Origin of the sequence: Pseudomonas moraviensis subsp. stanleyae (genome assembly GCF_036283065.1) — a bacterium.
Classification (GTDB): Bacteria; Pseudomonadota; Gammaproteobacteria; order Pseudomonadales; family Pseudomonadaceae; genus Aquipseudomonas; species Aquipseudomonas stanleyae.
In genome coordinates this window covers 418923-436607 of sequence record NZ_JAADJI010000004.1, presented here as the reverse complement: position 1 = coordinate 436607, position 17685 = coordinate 418923, and the positions used below count along the sequence as shown (strand labels likewise).

The window sequence follows — 17685 nt, the reverse complement described above, 5'->3', positions numbered from 1 at the left end:
CTCAGGTTTTCAGGGAGCTTTTGAATGAACAAGACATTAAAGGTAAGTGCTTTGAGCGCAGCGCTGCTGCTGGCCGGTTGTCAGTCGGTCAACACCACCAGCGGCGGTGCCGTCGGCGTGGAGCGCAAGCAGTACATGTTCAGCATGCTGTCCTCGCAAGAGGTCGACCAGATGTACGCGCAGTCGTATCAGAAGACCGTCGGCGAGGCGTCGAGCAAAGGTGTGCTGGACAAGACCAGCCCGGAAGCCAAGCGCGTGCAGACTATCGCCAACCGTTTGATCGCCCAGGCGCCGACCTTCCGCCCGGACGCAGCGCAGTGGCAATGGGAAGTCAATCTGATCAAGAGCGATGAGCTCAACGCCAATTGCGGTCCTGGCGGCAAGATCATTTTCTACACCGGGCTGATCGACAGCCTGAAACTCACCGACGATGAAATTGCCGCGGTCATGGGCCATGAAATCGCCCACGCCCTGCGCGAGCACGGTCGTGAGGCGATGTCCAAGGCCTATGGCATGGAAATGGCCAAGCAGGGCGCCGGTGCCTTGTTCGGTCTGGGTCAGGACAGCCTGGCGCTGGCCGACACCGTGGCCAACTACGGCATGACCTTGCCCAACAGCCGCGCCAACGAAAACGAAGCTGACCTGATCGGCCTGGAACTGGCCGCCCGCGCCGGTTACAACCCGAACGCGGCGATCACCCTGTGGGACAAGATGAGCAAGGCGTCCGAGGGCGCGCCACCTGAATTCATGAGCACTCACCCGGCCTCGAGCAGCCGGATCGCCGCGTTGCAGGCAGCGATTCCGAAGGTGATGCCACTGTACGAAAAAGCGCCGAAGTCCTGAATAGAGCAGTTACAAGCTTCAAGCGGCAAGCTACAAGTCAAAGCAGACTCGCTGGGCTTGCAGCTTGCAGCTTGCAGCTTGAAGCTTGAAGCTTGAAGCTGCTTCAAACCCATCCACTGCTCTGCATCGCTTTATAAACCGCAACAATAGCCAGAATCATGAACGCCGAAGCCGCGAGGCGGCGGATCAGGGTCAGCGGCAGTTTGTCTGCGGCAAAGTTGCCCGCCAGTACCACCGGCACGTTGGCAATCAGCATGCCCACGGTGGTGCCGATAATCACCAGCCACAGTTCCGGGTATTGCGCGGCGAGCATCACCGTGGCGATCTGCGTTTTGTCGCCGATTTCCGCGAGGAAGAACGCGATCAGCGTGGTCAGGAACGGCCCGAACTTGCGCGCCGTGCTGGCTTCGTCGTCATCCATTTTGTCTGGGACCAGGGTCCACAGTGCCGTAGCAGCGAAGCTGGCGGCAAGGATCCAGTGCAGGACGGCGTCGGAGAAGAAACTGCCGAACCAGGCACCTACCGCACCGGCTGCTGCGTGGTTGGCCAGGGTCGCGGCGACAATCCCGGCAATGATCGGCCAGGGTTTGCGGAAGCGAGCGGCGAGAATCAGCGCGAGCAGTTGCGTCTTGTCGCCGATTTCGGCCAAGGCAACGATTGCGGTGGGAACGAGTAACGAGTCCAGCATCAGGGATTTCCTAAGGGGCGGGTCGACACGGCTATGACACGTACAGCCTTCCCGCCCCGGGTAAGGTGTGCGTGTCATAGGTCTTGTCAAACCCTGCGATCCGTCTGGTGCGGACGCTTGGGTCGCATACGCCATGATCTGAGGATCAAGTATGTTGACGTATGCCGGACGAGCTTGGCGCTCGTGGGAGACTACTCCCCTAGGACGGAGCGGATTCTGCCTAGGCAAATCCGATTGGGCAAGAACAAATTTTCAACCGCGCTTGGCCCGATAAATCCGGAAACCATTGCCTTCAGCCTTGATCGCACACACACCCAGGTGCTCCTCGATCAGTGGTTGATACTTTAGGAAGCTATTCGCCACGAGACGAAGTTCGCCACCGTTTTTCAGATGTTTCGCCGCTTTTCGCAGCAGATTCTCGGTGGCGAAATAATCGGTGTGCACGCCGACATGGAACGGCGGATTGCTCAGGATCGCGCTCAAACCCATCGGCGCGGCGTCGATGCCGTCACCGGTCAACACTTCCGCTTCCAGGCCGTTGGCGGCCAGGGTCAGACGGCTGCTGGCGGCGGCGAACGCGTCGACATCCAGCAACGTGACCTGATTGTGCGGATAGCGACGTTTCACCGCAGCCCCGAGCACGCCGGCGCCGCAACCGAAATCGAGCAGATGACCGCTCGGCAGTTTGTCCAGATGCTCCAGCAGCAGGGCGCTGCCGCGATCCAGCCGACCGTGGCTGAACACGCCCGGCAGGCTGATGACTTTCAACGGCCCTTCGGCCAGCGGCAGTTCGTAAGTCTGCGCCAGGCTTTCCAGGGATTTCGCTTCCGGCGCATTGGCCACGGTGACTTGCCAGAGCTGACAGTGACGAGCGCTGTCGAGTTTGCGCGGTTTGCCGAACGGATTGAGCTGTTTGGAGGCGCCTTCGATGCCGCTGCGTTTTTCCCCGACCAGAAACACCTCGCGCCCGGCCAGACGCGACGCCACGGCGTTGAGAATGTAGTCGGTGAGGTCCTTGGACTTGGGCAGAAACACCACAGCGCTGTCGAATTCGCGCTCCGGGACATTCACGCCGAACTGGCTGCGGCCTTCGAAACGTGCGTCCAGTGCGGCTTGATCGCCCGCGTGCCAGCACCAGCCGAACGCGTTGGGCAGACGCCCGAGCAAATCGTCGGCGGGCAGGCCGGCCAACAGCAGCGAACCCTGGAATAACTCGGCCTGACGAAGCAGTACTTCACTGCGCGGATCCATAACTGCTCCTTGGAAAAAAGTGCCGCAGTTTATCAACTGACGACTCGCAGCGCCTCACCGCTGAAGAACGCCTGGGCGTTTTCGCTCAGTTGGCCGACGATACGCTGGCGTGCCTCGCGACTGCCCCAGGCGTTGTGCGGCGTGACGATCAGGCGCGGAATATCGGCGGCGAGCAGCGGATTGCCCTGGGTTGGGGGCTCGACACTCAACACATCGGTGGCCGCGCCACCGAGGTGACCACTGCGCAAGGCGTCGGCCAGCGCCTGCTCATCGATCAGGCCGCCGCGAGCGGTATTGACCACGAACGCACCGGGCTTCATCGACGCCAGTTCGTGGGCACCGATGAAATGCCGGGTGTGCTCGTTGAGCGGGCAGTGCAGGGTGAGTGCGTCGATCTGTGGCAGCAGTTGCTCCAGTGGCAAGCGATCCGGCCGCGCCGGGCGCCCGGGAATCTGCCCGAGCAACACGCGCATGCCGAACGCTTCGGCCAACCGCGCCACGGCGCCACCGAGTTCGCCATGCCCAAGCAGGCCGAGGGTTTTGCCTTGCAGTTCGACGATCGGGTAGTCGAGCAGGCAGAACTGTTTCGCCTGTTGCCAGCGGCCTGCGCCCACAGCTTTCTGATAGTCGGCCAGGCGCGTGGCGAGGTTGAGCAACAGCATGATCGTGTGTTGCGCCACCGACGGGGTGCCGTATGCCTGGCAATTGCACACGGTGATGCCGTGGGCGCGCGCGGCAGTGAGGTCGACATTGTTGGTGCCGGTGGCGCTGATCAGGATCAGTTTCAGTTGCGGATTGGCAGCCATCGCGGCCGCATCGATCACGACTTTATTGGTGATCGCTACGCTGGCGCCTTGCAGGCGTTCGCTGACCTGTTCCGGCGAAGTCTGGGCGAACAGTTGCAGATCACTGAAGCATTCACGCAACGGACCGAGGTCCAGATCGCCGAGATCCAGCGAAGGGTGATCAAGGAATACCGCGCGGCGCGTGTTCGTCATCAACTGTACCTTTTGTGCTGTGAGCGGAGGGCGTACTCTGCCGAGCCTACCAGATGAAACAATTGGTTACTCGACGCCGAGATGCCTTGAACATTTGTGGGAGCGAGCCTGCTCGCGAAAGCTCTGGCCCATTCAACATCTCTGTTGGCTGACTCAGCGCTTTCGCGAGCAGGCTCGCTCCCACAGGGAAAGCATTCGGCAAGTGAGCCCAATTTGGACATTCAAATCCCGAGGAGCCCCCATGTACTGGACCGAGTTCTTGACCGTTGCGCTGATCCATCTGCTCGCCGTCGCCAGCCCCGGGCCGGACTTTGCCGTGGTGGTGCGCGAGAGCGTGACCCATGGGCGTCGCGCCGGCACTTGGACCGCGCTGGGCGTGGGCTCGGCGATTTTCCTGCATGTCGGCTATTCGTTGCTCGGTATCGGTCTGATCGTGTCGCAATCGATCGTGCTGTTCAACGCGTTGAAGTGGGCAGCAGCGGCTTACTTGCTGTACATCGGCTTCAAGGCCTTGCGCGCGCAACCGGCGAAAACCGTCACCGATGATCTGCACAAGGAAGCCGGCGTGCGCACTGCGCGTGGCGCGTTTACCTCGGGCTTCGTCACCAACGGCCTGAACCCGAAAGCCACGCTGTTTTTCCTCTCGCTGTTCACCGTGGTGATCAACCCGCACACACCGCTGACCGTGCAGGCCGGTTACGGCGTTTACCTGGCGGTGGCGACGGCCATCTGGTTCTGCCTGGTGGCGATGCTGTTCAGCCAACAACGCGTGCGCGCCGGCTTCGCCCGCATGGGCCACTGGTTCGACCGCACCATGGGCGCGGTGCTGATTGCTCTCGGCGTGAAAATCGCATTCACCGAGATGCACTAAGAACTGGCGGCGATCAACTGTGGGAGCGAGCCTGCTCGCGAAAGCTCTCGGCCAGTCACCAAAGATGTCGACTGACCTGACGCCTTCGCGAGCAGGCTCGCTCCCACAGGTCGTGTTTTCTTTCACATCAGCCCGAGATGCTGGCGCAAAGCTAGCATTTGCACGGCTCTGCAAATCATTCCTTTGGCTGATTTGACTGTCATGCAGGCGCACTAGAGTACGAATCTCTCAGCCAACACCGTGCAGTCAGAAAAGGGATTCTTATGTTGCAGACTCGGGTCATTCCGCCGGCCGATGGGGCCTACCAGTATCCATTGCTGATCAAACGGCTGCTGATGTCCGGCGCCCGTTACGAGAAAACCCGCGAAATCATCTACCGCGACCAGTTGCGCTACAGCTATCCGACCCTGATAGAACGCGTTGCGCGGCTGGCCAACGTGCTCACGGCTGCCGGGGTGAAGGCCGGTGACACCGTGGCGGTGATGGACTGGGACAGCCACCGTTACCTGGAATGCATGTTTGCCATTCCAATGATTGGCGCGGTGATTCATACGATCAACGTGCGCCTGTCGCCGGAGCAGATCCTTTACACCATGAACCACGCCGAGGACCGCTTCGTGCTGGTCAACAGCGAGTTCGTCGGGCTCTACCAGGCCATCGCGCCGCAACTGACTACGGTCGAAAAAACCCTGCTGCTGACCGATCTCCCGGAGAAAACCGCAGAGCTGCCCAACCTCGTCGGCGAATACGAGCAACTGCTGGCCGCTGCGAGTGCGCAATACGACTTCCAGGACTTCGACGAAAATTCGGTCGCCACCACGTTCTACACTACGGGCACCACCGGCAACCCGAAAGGCGTGTATTTCACCCATCGGCAACTGGTGCTGCACACCATCGGCGTGGCGACGATCATGGGTTCGATCGACAGCGTGCGCCTGCTCGGCACCAACGATGTGTACATGCCGATCACGCCGATGTTCCACGTTCACGCCTGGGGTTTGCCGTACGTGGCGACCATGCTCGGGCTCAAGCAGGTCTATCCGGGGCGTTACGATCCGGAGTATCTGGTGGAGTTGTGGCGCAAGGAGAAGGTCACCTTTTCCCACTGCGTGCCGACCATTTTGCAGATGCTGCTCAACGCCAAAGCCGCGCAGGGTGCCGACTTCGGCGGCTGGAAAATCGTCATCGGCGGCAGCGCGCTCAATCGCAGCCTGTATGAAAACGCCAAGGCGCGCGGCATTCAGCTGACCGCAGCGTACGGCATGTCGGAAACCGGGCCGCTGGTGTCCTGCGCGCACCTTAACGATGAATTGATGGCCGGGACTGAAGACGAGCGCACCACGTATCGGATCAAGGCCGGGGTGCCGGGGCCATTGGTCGAAGCGGCGATTGTCGACGGCGAGGGCAACTTCCTCCCGGCCGACGGCGAGACCCAGGGCGAACTGGTGCTGCGCGCGCCGTGGCTGACCGAAGGTTATTTCAACGAGCCGCAGAAGGGCGCCGAGCTCTGGGCCGGCGGCTGGCTGCACACCGGGGACGTCGCCACGCTCGACAGCATGGGCGTGATCGATATTCGTGATCGCATCAAGGATGTGATCAAGACCGGCGGCGAGTGGATCTCCTCTCTCGACCTCGAAGACCTGATCAGCCGCCATGCGGCGGTACGCGAAGTAGCAGTGGTGGGCATTGCCGACCCGCAGTGGGGCGAGCGTCCGTTTGCCTTGCTGGTGGTGCGCGAAGGGCAGGTGATCGGCGCACGGGAACTGAAGGAACACCTCAAGCCATTCGTCGAGCTCGGGCACCTGAGCAAGTGGGCGATTCCCAGTCAGATCGCCCTTGTTACCGAAATTCCCAAGACCAGTGTCGGCAAGCTCGACAAGAAGCGCATCCGCCTCGACATCACCGAATGGCAGGCCAACAACAGCACCTTTCTTTCGACTCTTTGAGTACCCGGTGGCGCGCCGAAACCGGCGCGCCAGACACACCAAGCAAGCGCTTGGCTTGTGAAATCTAAAAAATCAGCCATCCTTGCCGTGCCGACTTGTGTCGGACTGGCGAAAGGACTGTTCCAGAGTGGTTGGCGGCTGCAAATCACACTTTAGAGGGATCAAGCACTACCACCCGCTGGCTATAGTCCGCTCAAGGACTTTTTGAAAACGGAGCACACGCACTGATCGGGGCGAGCAACTCTGGAACGATTTCGGGCAGCCCTGGCGCCCGGTCCTCCACAGCGTTTTTAAAAGTACTCACTGCCATAACAATAATGCACATGGAGTAGCGTCGATGACCTCAGCAAACCAGTTCTGGCGCCGGGCGAAACTGCCTCTGGCAGTCAGTCTTGCCTCCTCGCTCGCCGGGCCTGCATTCGGCGTCAGTTTCAACGTCGGTGAAATCGAAGGGCAGTTCGACTCGTCCCTGTCGATCGGTGCCAGTTGGTCCACGCAGAGCCCGAACAAGAACCTCATCGGCGTCAACAACGGCGGCCATGGCCTGTCCCAGACCTCCGATGACGGTCACGCCAACTTCAAGAGCGGCGAAACCTTCTCGAAGATCTTCAAGGGTATCCATGACCTTGAACTGAAATACGGCGACACCGGCGTGTTCGTCCGTGGCAAATACTGGTACGACTTCGAACTGAAGGACGAGAGCCGCCAGTTCAAGGACATCAGCGACAGCAACCGCAAAGAGGGCGCCAAGTCCTCCGGCGGGCAGATCCTCGACGCCTTCGTCTACCACAACTACGCGATCGCCGATCAGCCGGGCTCCGTGCGTCTGGGCAAGCAGGTAGTGAGCTGGGGTGAAAGTACCTTCATCGGCGGCGGCATCAACTCGATCAACCCGATCGACGTCTCCGCGTTCCGTCGTCCGGGCGCCGAGATCAAGGAAGGCCTGATTCCGGTCAACATGTTCTACGTGTCCCAGAGCCTCACCGATAACCTTTCGGCAGAAGCGTTCTATCAACTGGAATGGGACCAGACCGTTGTCGACAACTGCGGCACCTTCTTCTCTCAGCCGGACATCGTTGCCGATGGTTGCGACAACAATCTGCGCGTGCTGAACAAGCGTTCGCAGATTCCGGCCATTGCTTTGGGGCCGTTGGCCGCCAACGGTGTGAACGTTGACGAAGAGGGCGTGCTGGTGCGCCGTGGTCCGGACCGTGACGCGCGCGACAGCGGGCAGTGGGGCGCGTCCCTCAAATACATGTTCGAGCCACTCGATACCGAGTTCGGCGCCTACTTCATGAACTACCACAGCCGTGCGCCGATCTTCAGCGCCACCGGTGCACCGCAATCGGTGTACAACACCGCCGCCGCGCTGCCGGGGCCGTTCGCCGCGCTCGCACCGCTGCTGGTCGCGGGCAACTCCAATTACTTCATCGAATACCCGGAAGACATTCGTCTCTACGGTCTGAGCTTCTCCACCACCCTGCCTACCGGTACGGCGTGGAGCGGTGAGATCAGCTACCGTCCGAACGCGCCGGTGCAACTGAATTCCACCGACATCCTGTTTGCCGGCGTACGCCCATTGGGCGGCGCGCTGACCAACGCTTCGCTGCTCACTGGCGTACCGGGTCAGGACCTGCACGGCTATGAGCGCAAGGAAATCACCCAACTGCAAACCACCTTCACGCACTTCTTCGATCAGGTCATGGGCGCCAGCCGTCTGACCCTCGTCGGTGAAGTCGGCGCGACCTATGTCGGTGGCCTGGAAAGCCGCTCCGACAAGCGTTATGGCCGCGATCCGGTCTACGGTCCGGGTGAGTTGCCGGCCACTGGCGGTATCGACACCTGTGCCAACATCCTCAACAACAGCACCATCAACGGCGCCGGTCCTGGTTCGCCGCAGAACAACCGCAGCCGCAATTGCGAGAACGACGGTTTCACCACTTCGATGTCGTGGGGCTACCGTGGCCGGGCAATCTGGGAATACAACGACGTGTTTGCCGGTGTGAACCTCAAGCCGAACGTGGCCTGGTCCCACGACGTCAGCGGTTACTCGCCAGGCCCTGGCGGCAACTTCGAGGAAGGTCGCAAAGCGGTCAGCCTGGGCGTCGATGCCGAGTACCAGAACACCTACACCGCGAGCCTGGCCTACACCAATTTCTTCGACGGCAAGTACACCACCGTGGATGACCGCGACTTCGTGGCGCTCAGCTTCGGCGTGAACTTCTAAGCACTGTATTTCAGGACGAACGAATTTATGAAAATAACAAAGAGTCTGTTCCACGCCGGTGTTCTGGGCCTGTCGCTGCTGGCGACCAGTGTCATGGCGGCGGTGCCTGCTGCCGAAGCGGATAAACTGGGCAAGAGCCTCACGCCGATGGGCGCGGAAATGGCCGGTAACGCCGACGGTTCGATCCCCGCGTGGAAACCGCTGCCGAAAAATGCCGGCAGCGTCGACAGCAAGGGCTTCCTGTCCAACCCTTACGCCAGTGAGCAGCCGCTGTTCACCATCACCGCCAAGGACGTAGACAAGTACAAGGACAAGCTTGCCCCGGGCCAGTACGCGATGTTCAAGCGCTACCCGGAAACCTTCAAGATGCCGGTCTATCCGTCCCACCGCGGTGCCACCGTGCCGGATGACGTATTCGCCGCCATCAAGAAAAACGCCACCAGCACCAACCTGGTATCGGGCGGCAACGGTCTGGAAAACTTTGATACCGCCGTGCCGTTTCCGATCCCGAAAACCGGTGTGGAAGTGATCTGGAACCACATCACCCGCTATCGCGGCGGCAGCGTGACCCGTCTGGTGACCCAGGCCACTCCGCAACCGAACGGCTCGTACAGCCTGGTGTACTTCCAGGATCAGTTCGTGTTCCGCGACAAGATGAAAGACTACGATCCGGCGAACCCGGGCAACATCCTGTTCTACTTCAAGCAGAAAGTGACCGCGCCGGCGCGGCTGGCCGGTGGCGTACTGTTGGTGCACGAAACCCTGGACCAAGTGAAAGAGCCGCGTTCGGCGTGGGTCTACAACGCCGGTCAGCGTCGGGTGCGTCGTGCACCGCAAGTGTCGTATGACGGCCCGGGTACTGCCGCCGACGGTCTGCGTACTTCCGACAACCTCGACATGTACAACGGTGCGCCGGATCGTTACGACTGGAAGCTCGAAGGCAAGAAAGAGATGTACATCGCCTCCGACAGCTACAAGCTCGACGATCCGAAACTGAAGTACTCGGACATCATCAAGGCCGGTCACATCAACCAGGACCTGGCACGTTACGAGCTGCGCCGCGTCTGGCATGTCACCGCGACCCTGAAGGAAGGTCAGCGCCACATCTACGCCAAGCGTGACTTCTACATTGACGAGGACACCTGGCAAGCCGCGGTGATCGACCACTACGACGGTCGTGGCCAACTGTGGCGCGTAGCCGAGGCGCATGCCGAGAACTACTACGACAAGCAAGTGCCGTGGTACGCCCTCGAAACCCTCTACGACCTGCAGTCCGGCCGTTATCTGGCACTGGGCATGAAGAACGAAGAGAAGCAGGCCTATGACTTCGGCTTCACCGCCACCACCAGCGACTTCACCCCGGCCGCTCTGCGTCAGGACGGTGTGCGCTAAACCTGGGTAAACCGAGGCCGCATCCTCATGAAAACGCCCCGGCCGGTTCGGGGCGTTTTTTTGCGTGCGGGTTTACGCCGCACCACTCATGTAGGAGCTGACGAAGGCTGCGATCTTTTGACTTTGCCTTTGTAACAGCAAAAGCGAGATCAAAAGATCGCAGCCTTCGGCAGCTCCTACAGGGGAGGGTCGTAGTGGATGCAGGCTTTTTGTAGCCATTTGTAGCAGCTACCTTCATTACCTCTTCGTTTAAGGCTAGGCTGCGGACATCTGCAACGCCGCCAATCGCCTTCGAACAAGAGCCGGCCATGACTGATCTGTCCCCACTTCCGGGTCCCGCAAGCATCACCGTCGCAGCACTGGACGGGCGTTTTTTCCGCCCGCCGCTGCCTGATGGCTATGTCTTGCGGCCACGCCTTTGCCAGCGTCTGCAGGCCGGGCTCGGTGGTCGGTTGCTGCTGGTGAGCGCCCCGGCGGGGTTCGGCAAGAGCTCGCTGGCGGTGGAGTTCTGTCAGAGTCTGCCGGCGCACTGGCAAAGTCTATGGTTGGGTTTGAGTCCGCGTGACAGTGATCCCGGACGTTTTCTTGAGCGCTTGCTTGAAGGTCTGCAAGATTATTTTCCGGCCTTGGGCGCTGGTGCCCTCGGCCTGTTGAAAATGCGTCAGCGTCATCAGCCGTTTGCTTTCGAAGAGTGGCTCGACGGTCTGCTCGATGAGCTGGTGCTGCATCTCGATCCTGCTGCACCGCTGCTGCTGGTGCTCGACGACTACCACCTCGCCCAAGGGCCGGTGCTGGATCGTTGTCTGCAATTCTTCCTCAATCATTTGCCCGATGGCTTGCTGGTGATGGTCACCAGTCGGCAGCGCCCGGACTGGCATCTGGCGCGTCTGCGCCTGTCGCGGCAGTTGCTCGAGCTGCACGAACAGGATTTGCGCCTGACCCACGACGAAGCCCTGACCCTGCTCGATCGCCACAGCAGCTCACTGCGCGGCGAAGCACTGGAAAACCTGATCCAGCGCAGCGAAGGCTGGGTCGCCGGCCTGCGCTTCTGGCTGTTGGCGGCAGCCGAGGCGGGCGGCGATGCTGCACTGCCGCAAGCGCTGAACGGCGGAGAAGGGCTGATACGCGACTACCTGCTCGAAGAAGTCATCGATTGCCTGCCAGCCGAGGTGCAATCCTTCCTCTACGAAACCGCCCCGCAGGAACGCTTTTGCAGCGAACTGTGCGACGCTGTGCGCGAAGCCCATGACAGCGCGGAAATCCTGCGCTTTCTGCTTGCCCATCAGGTGTTTCTGGTGCCGCTGGACGAGCACGGTCACTGGTACCGCTATCACCATTTGTTCTCCGACTTGTTGCGCAGCCGGCCGATCGCCCAGGCGATGGTGCCCACCGCCACCCTGCATTTGCGCGCCTGCCGCTGGTTCAACGCACAGGGCTTGCTCGACGAAGCGGTGGAGCAGGCCCTGCGTGCAGGGCATCTCGATGTCGCGGCGAACCTGGTGCAGAACCTGTCCGAAGAACAGCTGCTCGCCGAGCAGAACGTCGGCATGCTGCTGCGTTGGAAAATGGATTTGCCCGACAGCCTGCTGATCAGCACGCCACGGCTGATCGTGCTGTACAGCTGGGCACTGGGCCTGGCCTGTCAGCTCGACGCCGCTGAAGAATTGGCCAGCCATTTGAGCCGCTTCCTGCCAGCACCTTCAGCCACGGCGCAGAAATCCATGCTGGCGCAGTGGCTGGCGCTGAGCGGGATCATCGCTCGCGGACGCGGCCATCGCGAACTGACCTTGCGCTATTGCAGCGAGGCGCTGGAGAGCCTGCCGGCCAAGCGTTATGGCCAGCGGCTGATGTGCCTGTCGACCTTGTCCAATCTGGCGATCGCCGACGGCGATCTGTGGCGCGCCCGTGGGCTGAACCGTGAATCCCTCGAGCTGGCGCAACGGGTCGGCAATCCATTATTCGAAGCACTGGCGCATTACGACAGGGCGCGGGTTCTGCAATCGCGGGGCGAGATTCTGCGTGCGCTGGATGAAGTGCATCAGGGTCTGGAACGCTTGCGTGGCCTGTCGCCGCAACGACTGTACGCCGTACGCGCGCGGCTGACGCTGTACGAAGGTTTTCTGCTGGCGATGCGTTTGCAGCCGCAGGCCGCACGCGTACGTCTGCTCGCCGGGATTGGCGAGGCGCGGGCCTGTCGCGACATCAGCGTGCTGATCGGCCACTGCGTGATCGCTCGCCTGGACGGGGCCAGTGGTGAGTTCGCCAAGGCCTTCGCCGAACTCGCCGAAGCCGAACGCCTGATGCACATCTGGGACGTGCCGCCGATCTACTATCTGGCGATGATCACCCTGGTCAAATGCGAACTATGGCTGGCCCAGGGCCGCATCGATCTCGCCGAGGCATGGCTCGCACGATTGGGCCAGACCTACACCGGCGAACACGCGGCCGCACCGCCGGAGTTTCATCCACAGCTGCCGCTGCATGTGGAACTGCAACAGGCGCTGCTCGATTTGATTCAGGGGCAACCGATGCTCGCCGAAGGGCGATTGAACGTGTTGCATGAAAACGGCCAGCAGACCGGGCGGCAGTTGCTCAGCGTAATGGCGTTGACGCAGAAGGTGGCGCTGCTACTGGCGAGTGGACGCGAGCCCGAAGCGCGCAAAACCTTGAATCTGGCGCTGGAAGCTGCTGCCGGCGGGGTCTATCAACCTTTCGATGCACTGCTCAAAAGCCATGCCGACTGGCTGCGAGGCCAGTTGCAGGCAACCACTGGCAACGCCGTGAGCCAGCAATTGCTCACGCATTTCCCGGCTGCGGCACCGCGCCCGACAATGGAAAGCTCAGCGACCGAACAACTCAGCAGCCGTGAACTGGCCGTACTGCGCCTGATCGCTCAGGGCTGTTCCAATCAGGAAATCAGCGAGCAGTTGTTCATCTCGCTGCACACCGTGAAAACCCACGCCAGCCATATCAACAGCAAGCTGGGCGTCGAGCGGCGTACCCAGGCAGTGGCGCGGGCAAAGGCGTTGGGGTTATTGCTTTAGCAACGGTAAAATTTGCTATCGGCCGTTGCCAACAATGTTGACCCTTGTCCAGGATTTTCCATGACCACGCCAAGCCCTGCGCTTATCCGCGATACCTTCCCCGTCGGCCCGTTGCAGTGCAACTGCACGATCATCGGCGACCCAATCACAAAAAAAGCCATCGTCGTCGATCCGGGCGGCAATCCCGACCTGATCATGGCGCGACTTGATGCCCATGGCCTGAAAGTCGTCAGCATCATCCATACCCACGCTCATCTCGATCACTTTCTCGCCTCGGGGCAGATGAAGGAGAAAACCGGTGCGACCCTGCATCTGCACAAGGAAGACCAGTTCCTCTGGGACAATCTGGAGATGCAATGCCAGATGTTCGGCGTGCCGTACACGCCGGTGCCGTCGCCAGATCGATGGTTGAGCGATGACGAAGAACTGGCCTGCGGCTGCGGCGTGGCACTGCATACGCCGGGGCATACGCCAGGCTCCATGAGCTTTTGGTTTTCCGAGGCTAAGCTGTTGATAGCCGGCGACACGTTGTTTCGTCGCGGGGTAGGGCGTACGGATTTGTGGGGCGGCGATCAGGCGACCATCGTGCGTTCGATCAAGCAGCGGCTGTACACGCTGGACGAAGACGCGACGGTTGTCACCGGGCACGGCCCGGATACGCGTCTGGGTGATGAGATGCGCGAGAACCCGTTTGTGCGTGCCTGAATTTTTTGTCACGGGTGTGCGGCGGAATTTTTGCGCATTGTCATGATCCAACGCCCGCGCAGGTCCATTGGTTGATCAGTGGCCACTGCACCACAGAATGCAAAAAAACCAGGAGCTCTCCATGTTCACCACGCGTCGTTTGATTATTGTCGCTACTGCCGTGGCCGTGCTGTCCGGCTGCGCCTCGCCCAACCCGTATGACAATCAGGGTCAGGCCGACGGTGGCTCGCAAGGCATGAGCAAAACCGCCAAATACGGTGGCCTCGGTGCGCTGGCAGGCGCTCTCGCCGGTGCCGCCATCGGCCACGACAACCGTGGCAAGGGCGCCTTGATCGGCGCTGCTGTCGTCGGTGCCTCCGCCGCCGGCTACGGCTATTACGCCGACCAGCAGGAAAAGAAACTGCGCGCGAGCATGGCCAACACCGGCGTTGAAGTGCAGCGTCAGGGCGATCAGATCAAGCTGATCATGCCGGGCAACATCACTTTTGCCACCGATTCGGCAAACATCGCGTCCAGCTTCTATCAACCGCTGAACAACCTGGCCAACTCGCTGAAAGAGTTCAACCAGAACCAGATCGAAATCGTCGGTTACACCGACAGCACCGGTAGCCGCCAGCACAACATGGACCTGTCCCAGCGTCGTGCGCAGAGCGTGGCAACCTACCTGACCTCGCAAGGCGTCAGCGGTGCCAACCTGTCGGCTCGTGGCGCCGGTCCGGATAACCCGATTGCCAGCAACGGTGACGTCAATGGCCGCGCGCAGAACCGCCGGGTCGAAGTCAACCTGAAGGCGATTCCGGGCCAGCAGTATGGTGGTCAGCAGCAACAGCCGGGTACGGTGCAGCAGTATCCGTAAGCGATTGCCTGGATGAAGAAATGCCCGGTCTTGTGATCGGGCATTTTTTTATGTCATCGGTGGGGACCCTTTCGCGAGCAGGCTCGCTCCCACATTTGAAATGCATTCCCCCTGTGGGAGCGAGCCTGCTCGCGAAGAGGCCGGCACAGGCACCGAAGATCCAGATACAAAAAAGCCCCCGGACACATCACTGTCCGGGGGCTTTTTGTTTGCAGCGAAGACCGCTTACTTCTTCAAACCGTAATGCTCATCGAGCATGCCCGGCGAGTTCGGATTCTTCGGTGCATAGTCACGCGGCGGCTCCTGATCGCGCGGTGGCGTCAGGCGTTCGCGTGGTGCCTGCGCCGCGTCGGCGTGCAGGGCGGCGATCAGACGCTGGCGGGTCTGCTCGTCCAGGGCCAGACGATTGGCGCCCTCAGCGAGATGATCCTGCACTTCCTGATAGCTCTGAGTGAGCTTCTTGACCAGCATCGCGGTGCTGTTGAAGTGGGTGACCACTTCGTTCTGGTAACTGTCGAAACGCTCCTGGATATCATCCAGTTGACGCTGCGTACGGCTCGGTGCGGCGTTCGGCGCAACGCGCGCGATCAGGAATCCAATGGCGACACCCACAACCAGGGCAAGAGTCGGTAACAACCAAACTAAGAGCGAGTGTTCCACGAGTCCTTCCTCTATAAACGGCTTTGCTTTACGTTAACGGCTCGAACCTGCGCTGTATACCGCGATTCACTCGCAATAGATTGGCACAGACAATTTGCTAGACGAGTCGACCCGATTCGAGGTCACGGAGTTCCTCCCTTGCTGATGCGTGAAACCCCTGTAGTGATTGATGGCCCGGTGGGTCAATTGGAAAGCCTTTACCTGGATAACGAGCAGCCGCGCGGCATCGCGCTGATCTGCCATCCGAACCCGGTGCAGGGCGGCACCATGCTCAACAAGGTCGTCTCGACCCTGCAGCGCACCGCGCGCGACGCAGGCCTGATCACCTTGCGCTTCAACTATCGCGGCGTCGGCGCCAGCCAGGGCACGCACGATATGGGCACGGGTGAAGTCGATGATGCCCAGGCCGCCGCCGCATGGCTGCGCGAAAAACACCCGCACCTGCCGCTGACCCTGTTCGGTTTCTCCTTCGGCGGATTTGTTGCAGCAAGTCTCGGCGGCCGTCTCGAAGCCCAGGGCGTGCAGCTTGAGCATCTGTTCATGGTCGCGCCGGCGGTGATGCGTCTGGGCGAGCAGGATCACCTGCCGCAGCACGGCGCGTTGACCGTGATCCAGCCGGAAACCGACGAAGTCATCGATCCGCAACTGGTTTACCAATGGTCCGAACAACTCCAGCGCCCCCATGAGCTGCTGAAAGTGGCAGAATGCGGACACTTTTTTCACGGCAAGCTGACCGATCTCAAGGATCTGCTGCTGCCGCGTCTCTCGAATTGATTGCAGTCTGACAAGCGATTACCCATGACCAACCGTACCCGCATTCTCACCGGCATCACCACCACCGGCACGCCGCATCTGGGCAACTACGCTGGCGCGATCCGCCCGGCAATCCTCGCCAGCCGCGACAGCCAGGCCGATTCGTTCTACTTCCTGGCCGATTACCATGCCCTGATCAAATGCGATGACCCGCTGCGCATCCAGCGCTCGCGTCTGGAAATCGCCGCGACGTGGCTGGCCGGTGGCCTCGATGTCGATCGCGTAACCTTCTACCGCCAGTCCGACATCCCGGAAATCCCCGAGCTGACCTGGCTGCTGACTTGCGTCGCGGCCAAGGGCCTGCTCAACCGCGCGCACGCCTACAAGGCCTCGGTGGACAAGAACGTTGAGACGGGTGAAGACCCGGATGCCGGTATCACCATGGGCCTCTACAGCTATCCGGTACTGATGGCCGCGGACATCCTGATGTTCAACGCGCACAAGGTGCCGGTCGGTCGCGATCAGATTCAGCACGTGGAAATGGCCCGCGACATCGGCCAGCGTTTCAACCATCTGTTCGGTCAGGGCAAAGAATTCTTCACCATGCCCGAGGCGCTGATCGAAGAAAGCGTGGCGACCTTGCCAGGCCTCGACGGTCGCAAGATGTCGAAGAGCTACGACAACACCATCCCGTTGTTCTCCAGCGCCAAAGAGATGAAGGACGCGATCTCGCGGATCGTCACCGACTCCAAGGCCCCGGGCGAAGCGAAAGATCCGGACAACTCGCACCTGTTCACTCTGTTCCAGGCCTTCGCCACCCCGGCGCAGGCTGACGAGTTCCGCAGCGAACTGCTCGGTGGTCTGGGCTGGGGCGAGGCGAAGAATCGTCTGTTCCAGTTGCTCGACAACGAGCTGGGCGAGGCGCGCGAGAAGTATCACCAGTTGATCGAGCGTCCGGCGGACCTGGAAGACATCCTGCAGATTGGTGCGAAGAAGGCCCGTGCCGTGGCCACGCCGTTCCTCAACGAGTTGCGTGAAGCCGTTGGCCTGCGTTCTTTCGTCAATCAGGTTCAGGTCGCTGCGACCACCAAGAAGAAAGCCGCGAAAGCCGCGCGTTTCGTCAGCTTCCGCGAGGACGACGGCAGTTTCCGTTTCCGTCTGCTGGCGGCCGATGGCGAGCAATTGCTGCTGTCGCGCAACTTCGCCGACGGCAAAACCGCCGGGCAGGCGACCAAACAGTTGCAGTCCGGCGAACCGCTGGACGTACGCACTGAAGACCTGAGCTTCAGCGTCTGGCTGGCTGGTGAGTGCGTGGGCGACAGCCCGGCCTTCGCCGATGCTGCCGCGCGAGACGCCGCCATCGCGGCATTGCGCGTCGCGCTGACCCCGGCTCAGGACTGATCGGCGGCACGACCCGACCAAGGGCCGATTGCCATTCCCACAGGCCGTCG

Annotated in this window: 14 protein-coding genes and 1 riboswitch; of the genes, 10 read left to right on the top strand and 4 right to left on the bottom strand. The window is 61.1% G+C overall.

What is annotated here, in order from left to right:
• Positions 1 to 24: 24 nt before the first annotated feature.
• A complete protein-coding gene (locus GXB78_RS09385; RefSeq protein ID WP_329515183.1) occupies positions 25 to 843 on the top strand; it encodes a M48 family metallopeptidase in 819 nt (272 codons plus the stop codon).
• A gap of 103 nt (positions 844 to 946) precedes the next feature.
• Here GXB78_RS09385 and GXB78_RS09380 read toward each other — a convergent pair whose 3' ends face one another.
• The 3 genes from GXB78_RS09380 to GXB78_RS09370 form a co-directional block, all read right to left on the bottom strand.
• Positions 947 to 1531, bottom strand: coding sequence for a TMEM165/GDT1 family protein (locus GXB78_RS09380; RefSeq protein WP_042609731.1), 585 nt, complete (start codon positions 1529 to 1531; stop codon positions 947 to 949).
• Between the two features lie 88 nt (positions 1532 to 1619).
• Positions 1620 to 1744: riboswitch (yybP-ykoY riboswitch) on the bottom strand.
• Positions 1745 to 1783: 39 nt separating this feature from the next.
• The gene (locus GXB78_RS09375) at positions 1784 to 2782 is read right to left on the bottom strand and encodes a class I SAM-dependent methyltransferase (RefSeq protein WP_056790248.1); all 999 of its coding nucleotides are present in this window, start codon (positions 2780 to 2782) and stop codon (positions 1784 to 1786) included.
• Positions 2783 to 2814: 32 nt separating this feature from the next.
• Entirely contained in the window at positions 2815 to 3780 is a 966-nt protein-coding gene (locus tag GXB78_RS09370) for a 2-hydroxyacid dehydrogenase (protein WP_329515182.1), read from the bottom strand.
• 241 nt (positions 3781 to 4021) lie between these two features.
• Here GXB78_RS09370 and GXB78_RS09365 point away from each other — a divergent pair, with 241 nt between their 5' ends.
• The 7 genes from GXB78_RS09365 (at position 4022) to GXB78_RS09335 (ending at position 14821) form a co-directional block, all read left to right on the top strand.
• A complete protein-coding gene (locus GXB78_RS09365; protein ID WP_329515181.1) occupies positions 4022 to 4651 on the top strand; it encodes a LysE family translocator in 630 nt (209 codons plus the stop codon).
• Between the two features lie 263 nt (positions 4652 to 4914).
• A complete protein-coding gene (locus GXB78_RS09360; RefSeq protein ID WP_329515180.1) occupies positions 4915 to 6597 on the top strand; it encodes a fatty acid--CoA ligase in 1683 nt (560 codons plus the stop codon).
• A gap of 337 nt (positions 6598 to 6934) precedes the next feature.
• Complete coding sequence (locus tag GXB78_RS09355; RefSeq protein WP_329515179.1) at positions 6935 to 8824, top strand: DUF1302 domain-containing protein; 1890 nt, start codon at positions 6935 to 6937, stop codon at positions 8822 to 8824.
• 27 nt (positions 8825 to 8851) lie between these two features.
• The gene (locus GXB78_RS09350) at positions 8852 to 10216 is read left to right on the top strand and encodes a DUF1329 domain-containing protein (protein ID WP_123444177.1); all 1365 of its coding nucleotides are present in this window, start codon (positions 8852 to 8854) and stop codon (positions 10214 to 10216) included.
• A gap of 308 nt (positions 10217 to 10524) precedes the next feature.
• Positions 10525 to 13260, top strand: coding sequence for a LuxR C-terminal-related transcriptional regulator (locus GXB78_RS09345; RefSeq protein WP_329515178.1), 2736 nt, complete (start codon positions 10525 to 10527; stop codon positions 13258 to 13260).
• Between the two features lie 60 nt (positions 13261 to 13320).
• Positions 13321 to 13965, top strand: coding sequence for an MBL fold metallo-hydrolase (locus tag GXB78_RS09340; RefSeq protein ID WP_329515177.1), 645 nt, complete (start codon positions 13321 to 13323; stop codon positions 13963 to 13965).
• 121 nt (positions 13966 to 14086) lie between these two features.
• On the top strand, positions 14087 to 14821 hold the full coding sequence (locus tag GXB78_RS09335) for an OmpA family protein (protein WP_016773250.1): 735 nt from the start codon (positions 14087 to 14089) through the stop codon (positions 14819 to 14821).
• Between the two features lie 225 nt (positions 14822 to 15046).
• Here GXB78_RS09335 and GXB78_RS09330 read toward each other — a convergent pair whose 3' ends face one another.
• A complete protein-coding gene (locus tag GXB78_RS09330) occupies positions 15047 to 15481 on the bottom strand; it encodes a YhcB family protein (protein ID WP_042609742.1) in 435 nt (144 codons plus the stop codon).
• A 144-nt stretch (positions 15482 to 15625) separates the two neighbouring features.
• Here GXB78_RS09330 and GXB78_RS09325 point away from each other — a divergent pair, with 144 nt between their 5' ends.
• Both GXB78_RS09325 and GXB78_RS09320 read left to right on the top strand, forming a co-directional pair.
• The gene (locus tag GXB78_RS09325) at positions 15626 to 16255 is read left to right on the top strand and encodes an alpha/beta hydrolase (protein WP_329515176.1); all 630 of its coding nucleotides are present in this window, start codon (positions 15626 to 15628) and stop codon (positions 16253 to 16255) included.
• A 24-nt stretch (positions 16256 to 16279) separates the two neighbouring features.
• The gene (locus tag GXB78_RS09320; RefSeq protein ID WP_329515175.1) at positions 16280 to 17635 is read left to right on the top strand and encodes a tryptophan--tRNA ligase; all 1356 of its coding nucleotides are present in this window, start codon (positions 16280 to 16282) and stop codon (positions 17633 to 17635) included.
• Positions 17636 to 17685: the final 50 nt, after the last annotated feature.